This is a genomic window from Brevibacterium siliguriense, from assembly GCF_900105315.1.
GTDB classification, from domain to species: domain Bacteria; phylum Actinomycetota; class Actinomycetes; order Actinomycetales; family Brevibacteriaceae; genus Brevibacterium; species Brevibacterium siliguriense.
Genome location: NZ_LT629766.1, coordinates 111,789 through 129,421 on the forward strand (window position 1 = coordinate 111,789; position 17,633 = coordinate 129,421).

Here is a 17,633-nt window from a genome sequence, read left to right on the forward strand (position 1 = left end):
GCAACCTCGCGCAAGGTTGCTGGGCCGCCGTCAGGTAGTTCGGGGAGGAAAGTGGACGCTGGGACTCAGCGGTGGTGGCGGATGAGCGCGACCATGCGGTAGTCGAATTCCTGCCAACTCGTGATCGAGTCACCGTTCTCCATCGCCGCCTGGAATTCCGCGATCTCCGTGCGCTCGGATTCGAGCGGAATGTCGAAGGGCATCTCCACATAGATCAGGCCGCTGGCGTCGGTGTGGACGATGTCGAAACCGGCCCTCTTCGGGTCGAGTTCGTTGTTCATCACGATGAGCAGACGGTCCTCCGGTGCCGCGTATTCGGTCTCGATGCCATCGACATAACCCTGCTGCGAGCGCAACTCACGCTGGGCCTGGATGACGAACGCTGAGTACGCGCCGATGCCGATGACCGGAATCCGTGAGGTCAGTGCCTCGGTGGCGACATCGATGAGCCGCGACCGTGCCTTGCGTCCCAACGGGGACAGGTCCCCACCGGACATGGCGACCCCGTCGAAACCGACGAGCGAGATCCGCCCGTCGTCGTGGCTGGGGTTGAGGATGGTGATGTCGAGGCCGAAACGCGAATACCAGGGGCGAGTCACCTCGGCGCTCTCTTCGTCCCACCACACGTAGAAGAGGAACGGCACGTTGATCCCGGCCTCCGAGTAGAAGAACGGAGGACGTCTCTCACCTGCGGTGACGTCGAAGGGAACGACATTGCCCTCGATCGGGGCCGGGCAGGTGGCGAACGAGGTGAACGCGAACGGGTAGTTCACCGCACGGTTGAAATCGATGACGAGCGACCCGTCCTGATTCGGCACTCCGAGGTCGATTGTCCGCCACGACGAGGTGGTGCTCCCGTTCGTCGAATCGTGGAAGTCCAACTGGAGTCCGGTCTTCGGACACCCGGTGGCGAGCAGACTCACTTCACCCTGCTGGGTCTCGAAGGTGACAGTTCCCGCAGCCTGCGTCTGCAGCTGCAGATCCTCTTGAGCGGTTTCGATCGTATAGGTCTTGACCGGGTCGAATCGGGTGAACCGGGCGAGGAAGACGAAGTCCGGGTCCGGGTCGAAGACCGGGACCTCGAAGAACTTCCCGAGCAGCGGGGACTTCGAGTCGCGCACACGCACACCGAGGCGGCCGCCCCGGTCGATAAGTTCATAGAGGACGTTGCCGACGGTGAACCAGTTGAGCGACCCGCCGGCCGGAAGCTTCGCGCTGAACCCGTTCTCCTGGACCCGGACCTGCGGCCGGGCGGGCACGGCGTCGTGTCCGCCGTTTCCCGTATCCGGTCCGGCTGCGGAATCAGAACCAGCACCACCAACTGCGTCCTGATCTGTGACCGTCGGCAGGGTCGAAGTGTCACTAGGCACCGCAGGGCTGGTCGCCCGGGTCGGCCCGGAATTGGTCACAGCGGCACCGCTCGCAGTCCCACCAGCAGCACCGGCCCCACCGTTTTCGACCTTGCTGAGCAGGTCGAATGTCTCGGCCGCGGGTCCGGCCTTGATGCCGGTTTCCAGAGATATGGTCACCCACCCGTCTTCGACGGTGAAGGTGCCGGGAGCGTCGGCCCAGGTCGATTCGGCGTCGAGCCAGTGCAGGCCGACGACGCTGAGCCAGCCGAAAGGTTTCGCCAGTGCCGAGTTCCGTGAGTCGCGCCAGGTGTTCCACTCCGTCACGAACTGGTTCACGTCGAACACTCCTTGCCGTCGCTGGTGCGGTCGCAGGGTCGCTGCCCCCGCCTGATTCTCAGCCCCGGTGGCAATCCGGCGCCTGAGAACTGATCTTCTTCTCCTCCAAACTACCGCAAACGATAAGCTGGGGAAATGAATGAATCACTCCCGAGACCGGACGCGGCCGCGACGACAGCGGCCGACCTCGGCGACTTCGTCAGCGCATCCCCCAGCTCATACCACGCGGTGGCCATCGCTGCGAAACGCCTGGAAGAGGCCGGTTTCTCCCGCCTCGACGAGTCCGCTGCCTGGGCGCTGACACCCGGGACCGGGCACTACGTCATCCGGGACGGCGCGCTCATCGCGTGGATGAATCCCACCGTCACCGAGGCGGCTCCCCGGTTCCGCGTGTTCGGTTCCCACACCGATTCCCCGGCATTCAAGCTCAAGCCCGGCGGCGAGTACACCGCCGAGGGCACCCGTCAGGTCGGCGTTGAGATCTACGGCGGGCCCCTGCTGAATTCGTGGCTCGATCGTGAGCTCGCCTTCGCCGGGCGTCTCAGCCTCGCCGACGGCAGCATCGTGCTCGCCCGGACCAGACCGATCGCCCGCATCCCGCAGCTGGCGATCCACCTGGACCGGCAGGTCAATGAGGGCCTGACCCTGGACAAACAGCGCCACACCGCTCCCGTCATCGGTCTGGCCGACCTCGCCGAGGCAGACATCATCGAACTGCTCGCTGCTTCCGCCGGCGTCGATGCCGAGGCGGTCGTCGGCCACGACGTCTATACCATCCCGACACAGGAGCCGGCCCTCTTCGGTGCCGCCGAGGAGTTCTTCGCCTCGCCGAGGCTGGACAACCTTCTGTCCGTCCACGCCGGCGTCACCGCGCTCACCCAGCTCGATGCCGACAGGCTCGACGGCATCCCCCTGTTCGCGGCCTTCGATCATGAGGAGATCGGGTCGAATTCTCGTTCGGGTGCGTGCGGTCCGTTCCTCGCCGACGTCACCGAGCGCATCGTCGCCTCACTGCTGCCGCAGTCGACGCGCAGCGACTATCTCGCGTCGATGGCTTCCTCGGTGTGTGTCTCCTCCGATGCCGGGCATGCGGCCCATCCGAATTATCCGGAACGGCATGATCCGCATGTGCGTCCCCGCCTCGGCGGTGGTCCCCTGCTCAAACTCAATGCTCAGCAGCGCTACGCCACCGATGCTGTCGGAACGGCGGTGTGGTCGCAGGCGTGCGCAGCAGTCGGAGTCGAATATCAGGATTTCGTGTCGAACAATGCGATGCCCTGCGGGTCGACGATCGGTCCGTTGACCGCCACCCGCCTAGGCATGACGACCGTCGATGTGGGGCCTGCCCTGTACTCGATGCACTCGGCCCGCGAGATGGTTGCGGTCTCCGACGTCGTCGCCCTCGGCGCCGCTGCGAAGGCATTCCTCCAGGGCAGCTGACCGCCGCGCCGTACTCTCGGCGGGACTTGATTCCGCCGAATGTGCGCTTGTCTTCACTGCGGCAGTCGTGATAGGAATTGCACGACCCCACGGGAGCCCTCTGCAAGGGCTGAGATCGGACTGCATCGTCCGAGACCGTAGAACCTGATCCGGTTGATACCGGCGTAGGAAGTGAGGACTGCAGATGACTGCATTCACCCCTGAAACACCTGCCCCTGCCACGACTTCGTCTGACGCAGATTCAAACGACCAGTTCACCCTCGAGCAGTATCCGACGCATTCGCCGGCGTGGGTCGACGATGAGGAACACGGCATCCGCGTTCCCGTGACTCGCATCGAACTCGAAGACTCGAATGGCCGTGCCAACGATCCCGTCGACGTCTACCGCACCGTCGGACCGGGCAGCATTCCGGAAGAGGGACTGCCCGCTCTGCGATTTCCGTGGATCGAGAACCGCCTCGATACCGAAACGTATGCGGCCCGCGGCCACCGCATCGCCGACGACGGTCGGGCGGCCGTTCGCCGGGGTGCCCCGTCCCAGCAGTGGAAGGGACGCAAACCGGTTCCGCGTCGTGCCAAAGCCGGCCGCACGGTGACCCAGATGCACTACGCCCGGCAGGGCATCATCACCCCGGAGATGCGCTTCGTAGCGCTTCGCGAGCAGTGCGATGTCGAGCTCGTCCGTGCCGAGCTCGCCGCCGGTCGTGCGATCATCCCGAACAACGTCAACCACCCCGAATCCGAGCCGATGATCATCGGCAAGGCGTTTCTCGTCAAGATCAACGCGAACATCGGCAATTCCGCGGTCACCAGCTCCATCGCCGAGGAGGTGCAGAAGCTGCGGTGGGCCGCGAAGTGGGGTGCCGACACCCTGATGGACCTGTCGACTGGCAATGACATCCACACCACTCGCGAATGGATCATCCGCAATTCGCCGATCCCCATCGGCACCGTTCCGATCTATCAGGCACTGGAGAAAGTCGACGGGGATGCGAACACGCTGACCTGGGAGATCTTTCGCGACACGGTCATCGAGCAATGCGAGCAGGGTGTCGACTACATGACCATCCACGCCGGTGTGCTGCTGCGCTACGTTCCGCTCACGGCCGACCGGGTCACCGGGATGGTCTCTCGCGGCGGGTCCATCATGGCCGGCTGGTGTCTGGCTCACCACGAGGAGAACTTTCTCTATACCCATTTCGATGAACTCTGTGAGATCTTCGCCCGGTACGATGTCGCGTTCTCACTCGGCGACGGGCTGCGGCCGGGATCCATCGCCGATGCCAACGATGCCGCCCAGTTCGCTGAGCTCGATACTCTCGCTGAGCTCACGGAACGCGCTTGGGCCCACGACGTCCAGGTGATGATCGAAGGGCCAGGGCACATTCCGCTCCATCTCGTGCGTGAGAACGTCGAACGCCAGCAGGAGCTCTGCCACGGGGCACCGTTCTATACTCTGGGTCCGCTGGTCACGGACATCGCGCCCGGATACGACCACATCACCTCGGCGATCGGGGCGACCGAGATCGCACGTTACGGCACGGCGATGCTCTGCTATGTCACTCCGAAGGAGCATCTGGGCCTGCCCGACCGCGACGACGTCAAGACCGGGGTGATCACGTACAAGATCGCCGCGCATGCCGCGGACCTCGCGAAGGGTCACCCCGGTGCGACGGCCCGCGACGATGCGCTGTCGAAAGCTCGGTTCGAGTTCCGGTGGCGAGACCAGTTCGCCCTCGGCCTCGATCCGGAGACTGCCGAGGCATTCCACGATGAGACTCTGCCGGCCGAACCGGCGAAGACCGCTCACTTCTGTTCGATGTGCGGGCCGAAGTTCTGCTCGATGCGCATCTCGCAGGACATCCGGGACACCTACGGCAGCGCCGAGGCTCAACAGGCCTTGGCGGGAATGCAGCAGAAGAGCCGCGAGTTCCTCGCTTCGGGCGGCGAAGTCTACCTTCCCGATCCGACGGTCGGCTCCAAGGCCGACTGACGTGCCACGCCGTGAACGAGCATTGCGGAGGCGATGTAGGTTGATGGCATGAGTGAACTCCAGCGTGCCTTCGACGCGCACCTGCACATCATCGATCCGACACATCCGCTGATCGAGAACAACGGCTACCTGCCCGATCCGTTCACGGTCGCCGACTACCGCTCCAGGCTCAGGAGTCTGCCCGAGGTGGGAGTAGAGATCGCAGGTGGAGCCGTCGTGTCCGGCTCGTTCCAGGGCTTCGATCAGGGCTACCTCATCGAGGCCCTGCGTCAGCTCGGCGGCAGCTATGTCGGTGTCACTCAACTGCCGGATGAGACTACCGATGATCTGATCCGGCAGCTCGACGAAGCCGGCATCAAGGCACTGCGATTCAATATCGCCCGCGGCGGTTCGGCCGCCCTCGATGCCCTAGACAGCTTTGCCCGACGAGTCCATGACCTGGTCGGATGGCACGCCGAGCTCTATATCGATGCCAGCACCATCGATGCGGACCTCGCCGACCGCATCGCCTCGCTGCCGGCGGTGAGCATCGACCACCTGGGCATGCACGAGGACGGACTGCCTACGCTGCTGCGCCTCGTCGAAGCCGGAGTGAAGGTCAAAGCGACCGGTTTCGGTCGTGTGGAACTCGACCCCACCGAGGTGGTCCGCCGCATCGTCGATACCGACCCGAATGCGCTGATGGTGGGCACGGATCTGCCGTCGACGCGAGCACGCCGCCCCTTCGCCGATGCTGATTTCACGCTCCTCCGTCAGACGCTCACCCCTGCCGAGGCCGACGCCGTGTTCTATTCCAACGCGGCGAAGTTCTACGGCATCGACTGAGATCGCTGAGTAGGCTTTCATCTCCGCCCAGTAGCATGAGTGAAATGAGTTCACGTCAGTCGAATCTCGCCTCCGCTCTGCACAACCTCGACGGCCGCAGCTACGGCAATCTCAAACAGATCCGCGGCCGCTACACCTTCGGACCGGCCACCGTGTTCATCGACCGAGTCCAAGCCGATCCGTTCGCCTCCCCGTCGAAGGTCCGGGTCCGAGTCGACCGTGCCGATGCGAAGTTTCCACTTGATCTCACCACCGAGCGTGCTGATCGCATTGCTGCTTCCGACTACCTGTTGCGCTCCGGCAACGAGGTGCTCGCGAAACTCAATCAGCGCGCACTCATCCTCGGCCGTCCCGGGCAGGAGATCCTCGAGCGGACGAACATCCTCATCGACGACACCGGGTTCGAGGCACGACTGCTCGTCAATCTGCCTGCCCGCGGCCGCCGCATCCTCGGCTACCAGGCAGCGGACATCCTCACTCGCGATCTGCCCGAGTTTGCCGAACGGCTCTTCCTCTTCGAGCACTGGTCAGACGCGCGAGCAAACCAAGGTGGGAACGCTCACGCCCCATCGCCCCGGGGACTCACCGACCACGTCCAGCTGCACCGGGATCAGCTGGAACTTCGCAGCCACCTCGGCGAGGCGGAACTCATCGGCTTCGTCGGCAACGGTGCGATTCTCCCGCGGACGTCCGGGGATTCGGACCTGCCGATGAAATCCTCTGATGCGGTTGCCTTCACCTCCCCTCCGGAACTCGAGCACACCATCGATCTCTCGAGCGGCCGCAGCGTCAGCGGGATGGGCATCCCGCGCGGAGTCACCGTCATCGTCGGCGGCGGCTATCACGGGAAGTCGACGATTCTGCGCGCGCTCGAACGCGGCGTCTACCCGCATATCGCAGGCGACGGGCGCGAATGGGTCATCAGCGACCCGACTGCCACCTCCATTCGAGCCGAGGACGGTCGTGCCGTCACCGGCGACGACATCTCGGCGTTCATCAACAACCTACCTTCGGGCACTGACACGAGATCCTTCTCCACCACCAACGCCAGCGGATCGACCTCGCAAGCGGCCAGCCTCGTCGAAGCGATCGAAGCGGGTGCACAGACTCTGCTCATCGACGAGGACACCTCGGCGACGAACTTCATGATCCGCGACGAACGCATGCGTGCGCTCATCCCCGCCGAGCGGGAGCCGATCACACCGTTCGTCGACCGGGTACGCCCGCTGCTGACCAGGCAGGGTGTGTCCACGGTGCTCGTCGCCGGCGGATCGAGTGCGTTCTTCGAAGTCGCCGACCACGTCATCGCCCTCGACGCCTATGTGCCCAGCGAGGTCACGAATCAGGCGCACGAACTCGTCGGCGTCACCGCTGCCGACCTCGAGTCGGCTTCGCCCGACCTCGATCCCGTTGCTGAACCCGTCCGAGACACGGTCCCTGGTTCGGACTCCCCCACGTTCAGCGCCGCACCGCGTGTGCCGACGGCCAAGGCGCTGCGACCGGTGTCGAAGACGAAGACCGCTCGCGCGAAGGGGTCTGACAAGATCCAGTTCGGCCGCGACTTCATCGATCTCATCGCCGTCGCTCAGCTCGTCGACACTCAGCAGGCTTCGGGAGTGGCCGAGGCCCTCGAATACCTCGCTGAGATCTTCGATGGGCGCACCGCCCTGACCGACGCTTTAACGGAAGTCGAGGACATGCTCGATGCACAGGGCCTCGACGGAATCACAGGACACCGCGACCATCCGGGTCATCTCACCCGGCCGCGTCGGCAGGAGATCGCCGCCGCACTCAACCGCTACCGCGGCCTGAACCTCGAACGCTGAGGTCAGCCTCAAACGCTGAGCCGAACCGAGAGTACTGAGCCTCGCCCTACCTGCCCAGCAGCGCGACCAGCTCAGAGGCCGTGCCTACCGGCAGTGAACACGAGGTCCCGCGGCACACGATCGCCGTCCCCGCGGGGACTTCGACCTCCCGGCCGTTCGGCCCCGGCACCCCGGTCGAGGTCGTGAGCAGAGTGAGCGACGGATGCTTGGCAGCGATCCCCCTCAACGCCTCCTCAGCAGTGGCGACTCGCACGGGCGACAGGGCCCGCTCGGCCTGCCACAGCGCGTGGCCGCACCCGCGCGGAGCCTGACCGGCGAGGGCCCGATAGACACCGAGCAGCCGATCTCGGACCTCCAACAGCCGTTCGGTACCCAGCTCGGCTTCTTCACCCGAGGTCTCTGCCGCATCCGTTCCCGAACCTCCGGAAGTCCCAGCCTCGACGCCGAGCTCGGCGAGCAGCAGCACCGCCTCGGCGGCCGCCGATCGTCCCGACGGCACGGTGTTGTCGACGGGGTCCGCGGACTTCACATCGATGATCCCGTCACCAAGCGAATCGACCGCGTCAAGCACCCCGTCCCCCCGTTCGGAGGTGAAGAGGTTGAGCATCGTCGCACTGAGGTCGACCAGATCATCCACCCTCACCAAGGCGACCCCATCCGACAGCTGCCGAACCGTGATCCCTGCGGTGATGAGTTGAGCCCAATCGGCGAGTCCGCCCTGACCGGGGCCGGCCACACCGTCGGTGAAGGAGCGCCGCACGTCGAATCCATCCGGTCCGGCTGCGTCCACCGACTCGGATGCTCCCACCCGCTCGAATCGGTCGTGCATCGCCTGCCAGAACCGCACCGCGGTCTTCCCCCACTCAGCAGAAGGCACACCGGCGGACTTCGCGCCGACCGGTCTCGCACCCGCCGAATCCGCACCATCCAGGTCTCCACGGGCTGCCCCACCCGAATCATCAACATCGACGCCCTTATACAGGGCCGCCTCAGCGAGGGCCGTGATGGCCAGGGCATTCCATTCGGTGATGATCTTCTCGTCACGGGCCGGCTGCGAACGCCGAGCGCGCAGAGAGTCGAGCACCTCGCACTGACGCCTCGTGGCGTCGATGTCCCAAGGTGCCGGGTGCTCGGCATCGAAGGGCACATCTTCCATGCCGAGCCAGTCGATGATGCGCACAGCCGCAACCACCTGGCCCGACAGTTCGCCCCCAGCCGGAGAATCGACGAGCCCGAGCAGACCAGCCTGCCCGGCCTCCGCGAATTCCTCGGGAGTGAAGACGTAGGCCGCGCCCTCTTCAGAGACTCCCGACGCATTGAGCGAATCCGCATCCAGTGCGGCAATGAACCCGTCGTCGGTCGACAGGTCGCTGATCAGGAAGTTCGCGGTATCTGCGATCTCACGTTCGGCCAGGACGAGCCATTTCGATCCCGGGTCGAGGGCACGTTCGACCTTCGCCCATGCGACGACGGCGCGCAGGTAGAGGGCGTTGTCGTAGAGCATCTTCTCGAAGTGCGGCACGAACCACTGCCGATCGACGCTGTAGCGGGCGATCCCGCCGCGAATCTGGTCGCGCATGCCGCCGCTGGCGATCCGGGCGAGCGTCGACCGCACCGCGATGAGGCAGTCGAGTACGAGTTCTCCGGTCAGGTGGCCGTCGGCGCCGAGCCAGCCGAGCCGGCCTTCGGCTCTGACCCGATCCACCGGGTGCCCCTCGGCTGCTCCTCCGTTCGCCGAAGCGGCCCCACCGGTTCCCGGACTCGCCGAGGCGGTTCCGCCCAACCGCACGAACGCGGCCAAGAGCTGAAGGACGTTCATCATCGGCGGGAACTTCGGGGCTCCGCCGAACCCGCCCCACGCCGGATCGTAGGAATCGAGCAGCGCTGCGGCGGCGGAATCGAGTTCGTCGGGCGTCAGAGACTCGGCGGCCGCCTCGGCGGGGAGTGCGCTGGTCACGGCATCGGCCATTTCGGCCAGCCCGCGGTCCATCCGGGACGTCATCTGATTGACCTCGTCGCGGCGGTCCGTCCATGTCGCAGACACGGCCGAGAGGACCTGCGTGAACGCGGGCAGATTGCCTCGCGGCGCGGACGGGAAGTAGGTGCCGGCGTAGAAGGGACTGCCGCTCGGGGTCGCGAAGATAGTCATCGGCCAGCCGCCTTGACCGGTCATCGCCTGCAGAGCGTTCATGTAATAGGCGTCGATGTCCGGCAGTTCCTCGCGGTCGATCTTCACGGGCACGAACCGGTCGTTCATCAGCGCCGCGACCGCTTCGTCCTCGAAGGATTCGTGGGCCATGACGTGGCACCAATGGCAGGTGGAATAGCCGATCGAGATGAGTAGGGGGACGTCACGGCGGGCCGCCTCGGCGAGGGTTTCCTTCGTCCACATCCGCCAGTCCACGGGATTGTCGGCGTGCGCGCGCAGGTAGGGGCTTGTCGAGTCGGCGAGTTCGTTCGGCATGCCCCCAGCGTCTCACTTCGGGCGGTCACGTGCGAGACTCTCTTCCCGGAATCGACAAGGAAGCTGGTTTTTATGGGAGCATAGGGCCATGACCAACGCACCGAACCCCGAGACCCGCGACCCGAGAATCGGCCTCGACGCCCGCAGGATGGCCATCACCGTCGTTGCCGCCATCGTCGTCCTCGTCACGTGGATCGCCGCCGGACTCGTCGAGGTCATGACGCAGGACTCTTATGTGTCGTCCCCGGGACCGAGCCTCCTGCACCTGGCACTCATCGCCGTTTCCGGCGCCGCCGCGATCACCATCGGCCGAGGCCTCCGCTCGATCCCACGCAGCGTGTTCATCGTCGTGACTGCAGTCCTCTGCGCCGTCGAAGCGTTGAAGTCGATCTTCACCATCGACACGTACAGCACGAGTGCCGGCGACCTGGCCGACGGGTCCACGCTCCCCTCGGTGCTCGGCATCCTGAATCTCATCGTGGCGATGGTCTTCCCGATCACCGTGGCCCTCGCCCTGGCCGCGGGCACGGCCCGCCTCGTCCCCGTCGCCGAGGCGGCCGCCCCCACCGCCCTCCGCCGCCGTTCGCGTACCGCCGCCACCGGGTTGTTCGCTGCGGCCGGGATCATGATCCTCGTCTGGCTGCTGCGCACCCTGTTCGTCGAGGTCATGTTCTTCCTCGAATACGGTGATGTGTTCACTGCTCTTGGCGCCGCCGTGGGATTCATCTCCGCGATCTTCGCCCTGCGGGTCATCGCCGAATCCCGGTCACTGCCGACCGATGCACCCGCAGTCGGTTCGTCTCCCGCCGGCACCACACCCCGGTCTGCTCGCACTCTGGCCTTCGTCGTCATCGCCTGCGGACTGTTCCTGTGCATGACATCGACCGTGCTGGCGGTCGGCTACCCAGCGAACTTCACTCTGGGATACCCGGGTTGGGTCGTGAGCGTGTTCGACCTTGCCCTCGGCAGCCTCGTGCTCGCAGTCCGGACACTCAGCTGCGCCCCGACCGACGACGCTGCCCGAACCGGCGACGAGGAGATCGACATGCCCCATGACCACGCGATGCACCGGCCTGCCCACGACTGAGCCGACGCCGGGCCCACCCTCAGCCCCTATAGGGCTTCGACAACCTCGACGAGGCGGTCGGGGGTGTTGGTGATGATGCCATCGGCGCCGGCGTCGATGGCCCGTTCCATCTCACCGAGGTCGTCGACGGTCCACACCAGGCTCGTCATCCCGAGCTCGTGGATGGCGGTGAGGAAGTCCTCGTCAGCGGCGCAGAATTCGGGGTTGATCTGGTCGACCCATTCGGCGAAGTCCTGGAGTTCGTCCGGGCACGGACGACCGAGCACACCAACCGGGATCTCGGGGGCGAGCCCGTGGAACTCTTCGACGAACGCCCAGTTCGCGGACTGGACGACGAGCATGCCTGCGGCCAGAGCCCGGTCGAGATAGTTCGGCAGGGCGCGCAGTGCGGTCACGATCGCTTCGGCGATTCCGGGATAGATCTCGGGATGCTTGACCTCGAGCAGCAGACCGGTGCGAGTGTCGTGAGCGAGGGTGAGCACCTCGGCGAGGCGGGGCACGCGGACGCCGGAGAATTCCTCACCTTTCCAGCTTCCGGCATCGAGCGTGGCGATCTGGGCGGAGTTCATGCCGGCGATGCTGCGGTCTTCGCGATTCGGGTACAGAGCGCGGACGTCGGTGGTGCGATCGACGGTGGTGTCGTGCATGATCACGAGCTCACCGTCGGCACTCATGTGGACGTCGGTTTCGATCATGTCCGCGCCCTGATCGATGCCGGCGATGAACGCGGGGATCGTGTTCTCCGGCCATTCGGCAGACGCACCTCGGTGTGCGATGACCAGGGGCGGGACTCGAACTCGCGCAGGGTCGACCTCAGCATCTGCAGCGCCGATGCTGAGGTCGCGGGGCGAGGGAGTGAAGGTGGGGGTGGCGAGGGTGATGGGCATTTCAGAACTCCTCCACGGAGACTGCGGGTGGCGTTCGGACGTCGGAGCCAGCTGCTGCGCAGTGACCGAACGATGAAGTACTAGGCCGCCCAGATTAGGCGGCCCGAGCAAGTTCCGGATGATGCGAGAGTGGACGGAACATGAATCCTGACGGTGTCGACACTGGCTATCACCTGGGCCGGCGCTGACTCGGCCGCAACGGACTAGCGGCCTCCGGGCAGGGGGCACTGCCACAACACCGGTAGCGGAGGTGGCAGACTGGAGTTAACCACGGACGGAGTTCTCGCGTTCCGCACCTCCGATCCTCTCCAGCACGATTGCCGAAGGAGGCGCAGTTCGATGGAGTTGCTCCAAAGTGTGTTTGACAGTGTCAGCGGAGTGTCGTCATACGTCCTCGTCGCTGTTCTCATCCCCACAGGTCTGTATTTCACCATCCGCACGGGCATCGTTCAGGTCCGCCTGCTGCCCGAGATGTTCCGCACGCTCGTCGAGCCGGGCGGACGGGATTCCGAGGGCAACAGGAATATCTCCCCGTTCCGCGCCTTCTCAATCTCCGCGGCCTCGCGCGTGGGAACGGCGAACATCGCCGGTGTCGCTTTGGCGATCTCGCTCGGTGGCCCGGGCGCAATGTTCTGGATGTGGCTGACGGCGATCGTCGGCGGAGCCACGGCCTTCGCCGAGTCAGCCCTCGGCCAGCTGTACAAGCTCAAGGACGGCCCGAACTTCCGCGGCGGTCCCGCGTACTACATCAAGCACGGGCTGAACATGAAGTGGCTCGGATTGGTCTTCGCCGTGATCGTCGCCATCACCTACGGCATCGTGTTCAATTCGGTGCAGTCGAATTCGATCGTCGACGCCGTCGGGGCATCATTCGGAGTCGAGAGTTCGAACGGCGTCTTCGCTGCCGTGGCCGGTGCGATCATCGCCGTCGCCGCCTTCGCGATCTTCGCAGGCGGCGCCAAGCGCATCTCGAACATCTCGGCCTATCTGGTGCCGATCATGGCCGGCCTCTACCTCATCGTCGGCATCATCGTCGTGGTGATGAACATCGGTGCCGTGCCGTCGATGATCGCGACGATCATCACCGACGCGTTCAGCATGGATTCGATCGCCGGCGGAACGCTGGGATCGATCATGCTCATCGGTGTTCAGCGCGGCTTGTTCTCCAATGAAGCCGGTATCGGTTCAGTGCCGAACGCGGCGGCCACCGCATCGGCGTCGCACCCGGCCAAGCAGGGCTTCGTGCAGGCACTGGGTGTGTACTTCGATACGATCCTCGTCTGCTCTATCACCGCGTTCATCATCCTGCTGTCGAACCCGGAGTACGGCAGCTCCGCCGAGGGCATCCAGCTCACGCAGACGGCGCTGAGCGGTCAGCTCGGACAGTGGGCGATCCACTTCCTTACACTGGCGATCTTCCTCTTCGCGTTCTCGTCGATCCTCGGCAACTACTACTACGGCGAGGCGAACATCGAGCACCTGACGACGAACCGCGTCGCATTGCGGGTGTATCAGGTCATCGTCATGCTCGCCGTGTTCATCGGCGCGATCGCAGCCCTCGACCTGGTCTGGACTGCAGCGGACATCTTCATGGCGATCATGGCGCTCATCAACCTCTTCGCCCTGCTGATGCTCTCGCCACTGGTGTTCTCGCTGCTGAAGAACTACCAGCAGCAGCGCCGAGACGGCTTCGAACCGATCTTCCGCCGCGGCGATCTGCCCACGTTCAAGCGCATCAACACCGAGGTCGACGCCTGGGACGGCACCGACGAGGTGACCACTGCGAAGTTCTGGCAGGACCGCGGGAAGAAGGTCCGTCCCGACAACGAGTGATTCCGCGATCATTCTGGATTCACAGACACTTCGGGCGCTCCCTTCACCGGAGCGCCCGATGTGTTTTCATTCCCCAGAATCCAGAAACAGTCCCCTGCCCCGGAGGAGGTACCGATGAGTATCGACCGCGCTGAGTTGGCGAACGCCCTCGCCGAGGCGACCGGCTGGTCGGTCACGGCCGATCCCCACCGAGTGACGTTCACGAATGATGATCCGCCACAGGTGGTCATCTGGACCGTCACCGATTCCGATATCGGTCAGCTGATGTATAACGAGAATCGCCGTGCCCAGGGTCACGGAGGCAAGAGAACTGCAGATCCAGGTGCCTTGTGGCTTCTCCTCACGGAAGCGCTGGGCCCGTTCGACGGATCCCGAGGATATATGGACGGGACAGACGTGACCGTTCACGAGTGATGTCGAGCCAGGCAGGAAAGCCGATTCTCAGCGCTTGACTGATTTCGAGGTGGCTCCGACTCAACCGCACCCCTCAATCCCACAACTCGACCACACGCAAAAGGCGGCCCGAGCGAAAACGCTCGGGCCGCCTCGGCGAGTGAAGCCCAGTCGGCATTCGCCGACTCAACCTTCCAGGGGAACTGAATCAGTTCGCGGGTGCGGCTTCATCCTCGAGGATGAGCGGGTACACGCCGTTCTCGTCGTGGACCTCACGGCCGGTGACCGGCGGGTTGAACACGCAGGCCATGCGCAGCTCTTCCTCGGCCACGACGGTGTGCTTCTCGTGTCCGTCGAGGAGGTACATGACACCATCATGGAGCGGGTATTCCTTACCGGTCTCCTGATCGGTCAGCGTTCCCTTGCCCTGCACGCAGTACACGGCTTCGACGTGATTCTGGTAGTGGAAGGTCGAGGTGGTTCCGGCGTAGATCACGGTGTCGTGGAACGAGAATCCGACGCGTTCCTTGCCGAGCACCATGCGGCGGCTGCGCCAGGTCTCGGACTTCACATCGCGGTCGGTGTCGTTGAGGTCATCGCGGTTGACTACGTACATTTGTGGTCCCTTCGCAAAAGGTCGGTGAAAGTGTTCAAGGGGCGGGCCGCGGACATCCGCTTCTCATCGACGGAATCCATCAGCCCTACTGGGCGATCGAGCGGGTGAGCTCGGTTCGGCCCAAAGCTCGGGCCGGCGCCACTGCTGCGACGCCGGCCCGGGCAGAGGAGGGTCAGGCCAGTGCGGCCTTGGCTGCGGCGGGAGCGAACTTGGCCACTCCGGCCTCGATGATATCCAGGCCAGCCTGCAGATCGCGCGAGTCGATCGTCAGCGGCGGCATGATCTTGATGACTTCGTCATCGGCACCCGAGGTCTCAAGCAGGAGACCGTTCTCGAAGGCGTAGGCGGCAACCTTCTCGGCCACCTCGAGGTCTTCGAAGCAGAGGCCGGCCAACAGGCCGCGTCCGCGGATCGAGGCGCCTTCGGCCTTCTCAGCGATTCCATCGAGGCGCTGGTGCAGAGCGGCGATGGTGTCGGCCAGCTGATTCTGGAACTCATTGTCGGCCCAGAAGGTCTTGAGCGCAGCCGTCGCGGTGACGAACGCGGGGTTGTTTCCGCGGAAGGTGCCGTTGTGCTCGCCGGGCTCCCAGACGTCGAGCTCGGGGCGGAACAGGGTCAGTGCCAGCGGCAGACCCGAACCGGAGATCGACTTCGACAGGCAGACGATATCAGGCTCGATGCCGGCCTCTTCGAAGCTGAAGAACGAGCCGGTGCGGCCGCAGCCTGCCTGCACGTCATCGACGATGAGCAGGATGTCGTGCTTCTTGCACAGGTCCGACAGGGCACGCAGCCATTCGGCGCGAGCGGCACGGAGTCCGCCCTCACCCTGCACGGTCTCAACGATGACGGCGGCGGGCTTATCGACGCCCGAACCGGAGTCCTCAAGGACCCGCTCCAGCCACAGGAAGTCCGGGACCTCACCGTCGAAGTAGTCATCGTAGGGAATCTTCGAGCTGTTGGTCAGCGGGATGCCCGCGCCTTCGCGCTTCATCGAGTTGCCGGTCACCGACAGTGATCCCAACGTCATGCCGTGGAAGGCGTTGGTGAACGAGAGCATGTGCTGACGACCGGTCACCTTGCGGGCGAGCTTGAGGGCCGCCTCAACGGTATTGGTTCCCGTCGGTCCGGGGAACATCACGGAGTAGTCGAGTCCGCGCGGCTTGAGGATGAGATCCTGGAAGGTCTGCAGGAACTCACGCTTGGCCGGGGTCTTCATGTCCATCGAGTGCAGCACGGCACCCGACTGCAGGTATTCGATGAGCGGGCCCATCACGGCCGGGTTGTTGTGGCCGTAGTTGAGGGCACCGGCTCCAGAGAAGAAGTCAAGGTACTCGTTGCCGTCTTCGTCCCACTGCTTCGCACCCTGCGAACGGGCGAAGGTGGCGGGCCAGGAACGGCAGTAGCTGCGCACAGCAGACTCGCGAGTTTCGAAGATGTCGGGCTTGTCAGAAGGTGTTTCGGTCATCTTGGGAGTCCTTTCGACTTCTTGATTGTGCGGCTGCATCGTGTGCAGTCGCCGAGGCGGTGACCGCTGCCGCTCAGCGCGGGCGATCTCTTCCGCCTCCAGGCACCTGCCGCGTCCGCTCCCGTCAAGCAGGGGGCCGCGCGGCGCCGGTGTGGAGCTCGTTACAGAGGTGCGATCTCGTAGAGGTACTCGGTGTCGTGGCCGTCCGGGTACAGGTCCGGGGTGAACAGCGGACGACGGTCGAAACCGGCTCCGCGCTTTTCCGCGAACGCCTGGAACAGACGATTGGACGCCGCATTGTCATCGGTGATCGTCGTCTCCATGCGGAGAGCGCCGGTCCGATCGGCCAGCTCGTGGAGCATGGTCGACGCGAGTCCGTGACCGCGGAAGTTCTCGTCGACGGCGACCTGCCAGATCATCAGGGTGTCCGGATTCTCCGGACGGGTGTACCCGGTGATGAAACCGGCGGGCTCTCCGTCGATTCGCGCAATCACCGAGGTGTCCGCGAAGTCGCGGCACCACAGCAGGTACGAATACGAGGAGTTCAGGTCGAGCACGGCTGTATCTTTCGCGAGCCGCCATAGATGTTGCCCGTCCTCCAGCTCGGGAGTCCGGACGTCGATTTGCGTCTTCGGTTCAGCGAGTGCGTTAATCACGCCAATAAACCTAGCGGGATGAGAATGAGCGTCAACCTCGAAACCGTCGATTTCGGGGCACTTCCGCAACGATCGCCCCGACCTACTGCTATGTAACTGACCCGGCTTTCCCCATGGCATCGTTGGGATGTGACGGGGCACTCCTTCGCGCTCATACCGCGCCAGATGTTCGTTATCGTTTCGTTACATTTAGGTGGAGTTGGAACAAGGGTTCCACGTGTTCCATGTCACTTCGGTCGAATTGGGACAGCAAGGAATCCTGTTGCTCGGATGTGGCTGCTGAGGCTCTATGAGCGGCTTCGCGACGGCTGCGGAGCCGCGGAAGGAGATACGGACAGGGCCTCGACCTCTGACCTCGACCGTCATACCGACGGCTCGACAGGTCGCAGCCCCCGGTGAACCGAAATTCAAAGTGGCGAAGAGTCTGAATTTCGCATTGGATTCAGACTCTTCGCCACTA

General features: G+C 64.5%; 13 protein-coding genes and 1 riboswitch. Of the genes, 7 read left to right on the forward strand and 6 right to left on the reverse strand.

The window, feature by feature from the left end; genetic code table 11:
- Window positions 1–65: 65 nt before the first annotated feature.
- Window positions 66–1,688, reverse strand: a complete 1,623-nt coding sequence (locus BLU88_RS00465; RefSeq protein ID WP_231939509.1) for a DUF1684 domain-containing protein — start codon at window positions 1,686–1,688, stop codon at window positions 66–68.
- Window positions 1,689–1,823: 135 nt separating this feature from the next.
- On the opposite strand from BLU88_RS00465, the gene BLU88_RS00470 reads away from it, so the two are divergent.
- The 4 genes from BLU88_RS00470 to BLU88_RS00485 all read left to right on the forward strand — a co-directional run bounded on the left by BLU88_RS00470 (window position 1,824) and on the right by BLU88_RS00485 (window position 7,772).
- Entirely contained in the window at window positions 1,824–3,128 is a 1,305-nt protein-coding gene (locus BLU88_RS00470) for a M18 family aminopeptidase (protein WP_092009046.1), read from the forward strand.
- Window positions 3,129–3,208: 80 nt separating this feature from the next.
- A riboswitch (TPP riboswitch) is annotated at window positions 3,209–3,317 on the forward strand.
- Window positions 3,313–5,121, forward strand: coding sequence for a phosphomethylpyrimidine synthase ThiC (thiC, locus tag BLU88_RS00475; protein ID WP_092009048.1), 1,809 nt, complete (start codon window positions 3,313–3,315; stop codon window positions 5,119–5,121). Its footprint overlaps the riboswitch before it by 5 nt.
- Window positions 5,122–5,169: 48 nt before the next feature.
- Window positions 5,170–5,946, forward strand: a complete 777-nt coding sequence (locus tag BLU88_RS00480) for an amidohydrolase family protein (RefSeq protein WP_092009050.1) — start codon at window positions 5,170–5,172, stop codon at window positions 5,944–5,946.
- Between the two features lie 44 nt (window positions 5,947–5,990).
- Window positions 5,991–7,772, forward strand: a complete 1,782-nt coding sequence (locus BLU88_RS00485; RefSeq protein WP_092009052.1) for an ABC-ATPase domain-containing protein — start codon at window positions 5,991–5,993, stop codon at window positions 7,770–7,772.
- Between the two features lie 46 nt (window positions 7,773–7,818).
- Here BLU88_RS00485 and BLU88_RS00490 read toward each other — a convergent pair whose 3' ends face one another.
- On the reverse strand, window positions 7,819–10,236 hold the full coding sequence (locus tag BLU88_RS00490; protein ID WP_092009054.1) for a thioredoxin domain-containing protein: 2,418 nt from the start codon (window positions 10,234–10,236) through the stop codon (window positions 7,819–7,821).
- Window positions 10,237–10,324: 88 nt separating this feature from the next.
- On the opposite strand from BLU88_RS00490, the gene BLU88_RS00495 reads away from it, so the two are divergent.
- A complete protein-coding gene (locus BLU88_RS00495; RefSeq protein WP_092009056.1) occupies window positions 10,325–11,323 on the forward strand; it encodes a hypothetical protein in 999 nt (332 codons plus the stop codon).
- Window positions 11,324–11,349: 26 nt separating this feature from the next.
- On the opposite strand, the gene BLU88_RS00500 is transcribed toward BLU88_RS00495, so the two are convergent.
- The gene (locus tag BLU88_RS00500; RefSeq protein ID WP_092009058.1) at window positions 11,350–12,210 is read right to left on the reverse strand and encodes a glycerophosphodiester phosphodiesterase; all 861 of its coding nucleotides are present in this window, start codon (window positions 12,208–12,210) and stop codon (window positions 11,350–11,352) included.
- Between the two features lie 339 nt (window positions 12,211–12,549).
- Between BLU88_RS00500 and BLU88_RS00505 the strand changes: the two genes are divergently transcribed.
- Together BLU88_RS00505 and BLU88_RS00510 are read left to right on the forward strand one after the other, a co-directional pair.
- The gene (locus tag BLU88_RS00505) at window positions 12,550–14,043 is read left to right on the forward strand and encodes an alanine/glycine:cation symporter family protein (RefSeq protein WP_092009060.1); all 1,494 of its coding nucleotides are present in this window, start codon (window positions 12,550–12,552) and stop codon (window positions 14,041–14,043) included.
- A 114-nt stretch (window positions 14,044–14,157) separates the two neighbouring features.
- Window positions 14,158–14,457: a hypothetical protein gene (locus BLU88_RS00510; RefSeq protein ID WP_092009062.1), complete on the forward strand. Its 300-nt coding sequence runs from the start codon at window positions 14,158–14,160 to the stop codon at window positions 14,455–14,457.
- Window positions 14,458–14,644: 187 nt separating this feature from the next.
- Here the strand turns inward: BLU88_RS00510 and BLU88_RS00515 are convergent, their stop codons facing one another.
- From BLU88_RS00515 to ectA, 3 genes are all read right to left on the reverse strand, one after another.
- Window positions 14,645–15,052, reverse strand: a complete 408-nt coding sequence (locus BLU88_RS00515; protein WP_039206215.1) for an ectoine synthase — start codon at window positions 15,050–15,052, stop codon at window positions 14,645–14,647.
- Window positions 15,053–15,224: 172 nt separating this feature from the next.
- The gene (gene ectB / locus BLU88_RS00520; protein ID WP_092009064.1) at window positions 15,225–16,517 is read right to left on the reverse strand and encodes a diaminobutyrate--2-oxoglutarate transaminase; all 1,293 of its coding nucleotides are present in this window, start codon (window positions 16,515–16,517) and stop codon (window positions 15,225–15,227) included.
- 161 nt (window positions 16,518–16,678) lie between these two features.
- Entirely contained in the window at window positions 16,679–17,074 is a 396-nt protein-coding gene (gene ectA, locus BLU88_RS00525; RefSeq protein WP_231939510.1) for a diaminobutyrate acetyltransferase, read from the reverse strand.
- Window positions 17,075–17,633 lie beyond the last annotated feature (559 nt).

Bases quoted from the DNA above. Each gene is read 5' to 3' on its own strand.
- BLU88_RS00470 (WP_092009046.1), top strand. From the start codon at position 1,824: ATGAATGAATCACTCCCGAGACCGGACGCGGCCGCGACGACAGCGGCC.
- thiC (WP_092009048.1), top strand. From the start codon at position 3,313: ATGACTGCATTCACCCCTGAAACACCTGCCCCTGCCACGACTTCGTCT.
- BLU88_RS00480 (WP_092009050.1), top strand. From the start codon at position 5,170: ATGAGTGAACTCCAGCGTGCCTTCGACGCGCACCTGCACATCATCGAT.
- BLU88_RS00485 (WP_092009052.1), top strand. From the start codon at position 5,991: ATGAGTTCACGTCAGTCGAATCTCGCCTCCGCTCTGCACAACCTCGAC.
- BLU88_RS00490 (WP_092009054.1), bottom strand. From the start codon at position 10,236: ATGCCGAACGAACTCGCCGACTCGACAAGCCCCTACCTGCGCGCGCAC.
- BLU88_RS00495 (WP_092009056.1), top strand. From the start codon at position 10,325: ATGACCAACGCACCGAACCCCGAGACCCGCGACCCGAGAATCGGCCTC.
- BLU88_RS00500 (WP_092009058.1), bottom strand. From the start codon at position 12,210: ATGCCCATCACCCTCGCCACCCCCACCTTCACTCCCTCGCCCCGCGAC.
- BLU88_RS00505 (WP_092009060.1), top strand. From the start codon at position 12,550: ATGGAGTTGCTCCAAAGTGTGTTTGACAGTGTCAGCGGAGTGTCGTCA.
- BLU88_RS00510 (WP_092009062.1), top strand. From the start codon at position 14,158: ATGAGTATCGACCGCGCTGAGTTGGCGAACGCCCTCGCCGAGGCGACC.
- BLU88_RS00515 (WP_039206215.1), bottom strand. From the start codon at position 15,052: ATGTACGTAGTCAACCGCGATGACCTCAACGACACCGACCGCGATGTG.
- ectB (WP_092009064.1), bottom strand. From the start codon at position 16,517: ATGACCGAAACACCTTCTGACAAGCCCGACATCTTCGAAACTCGCGAG.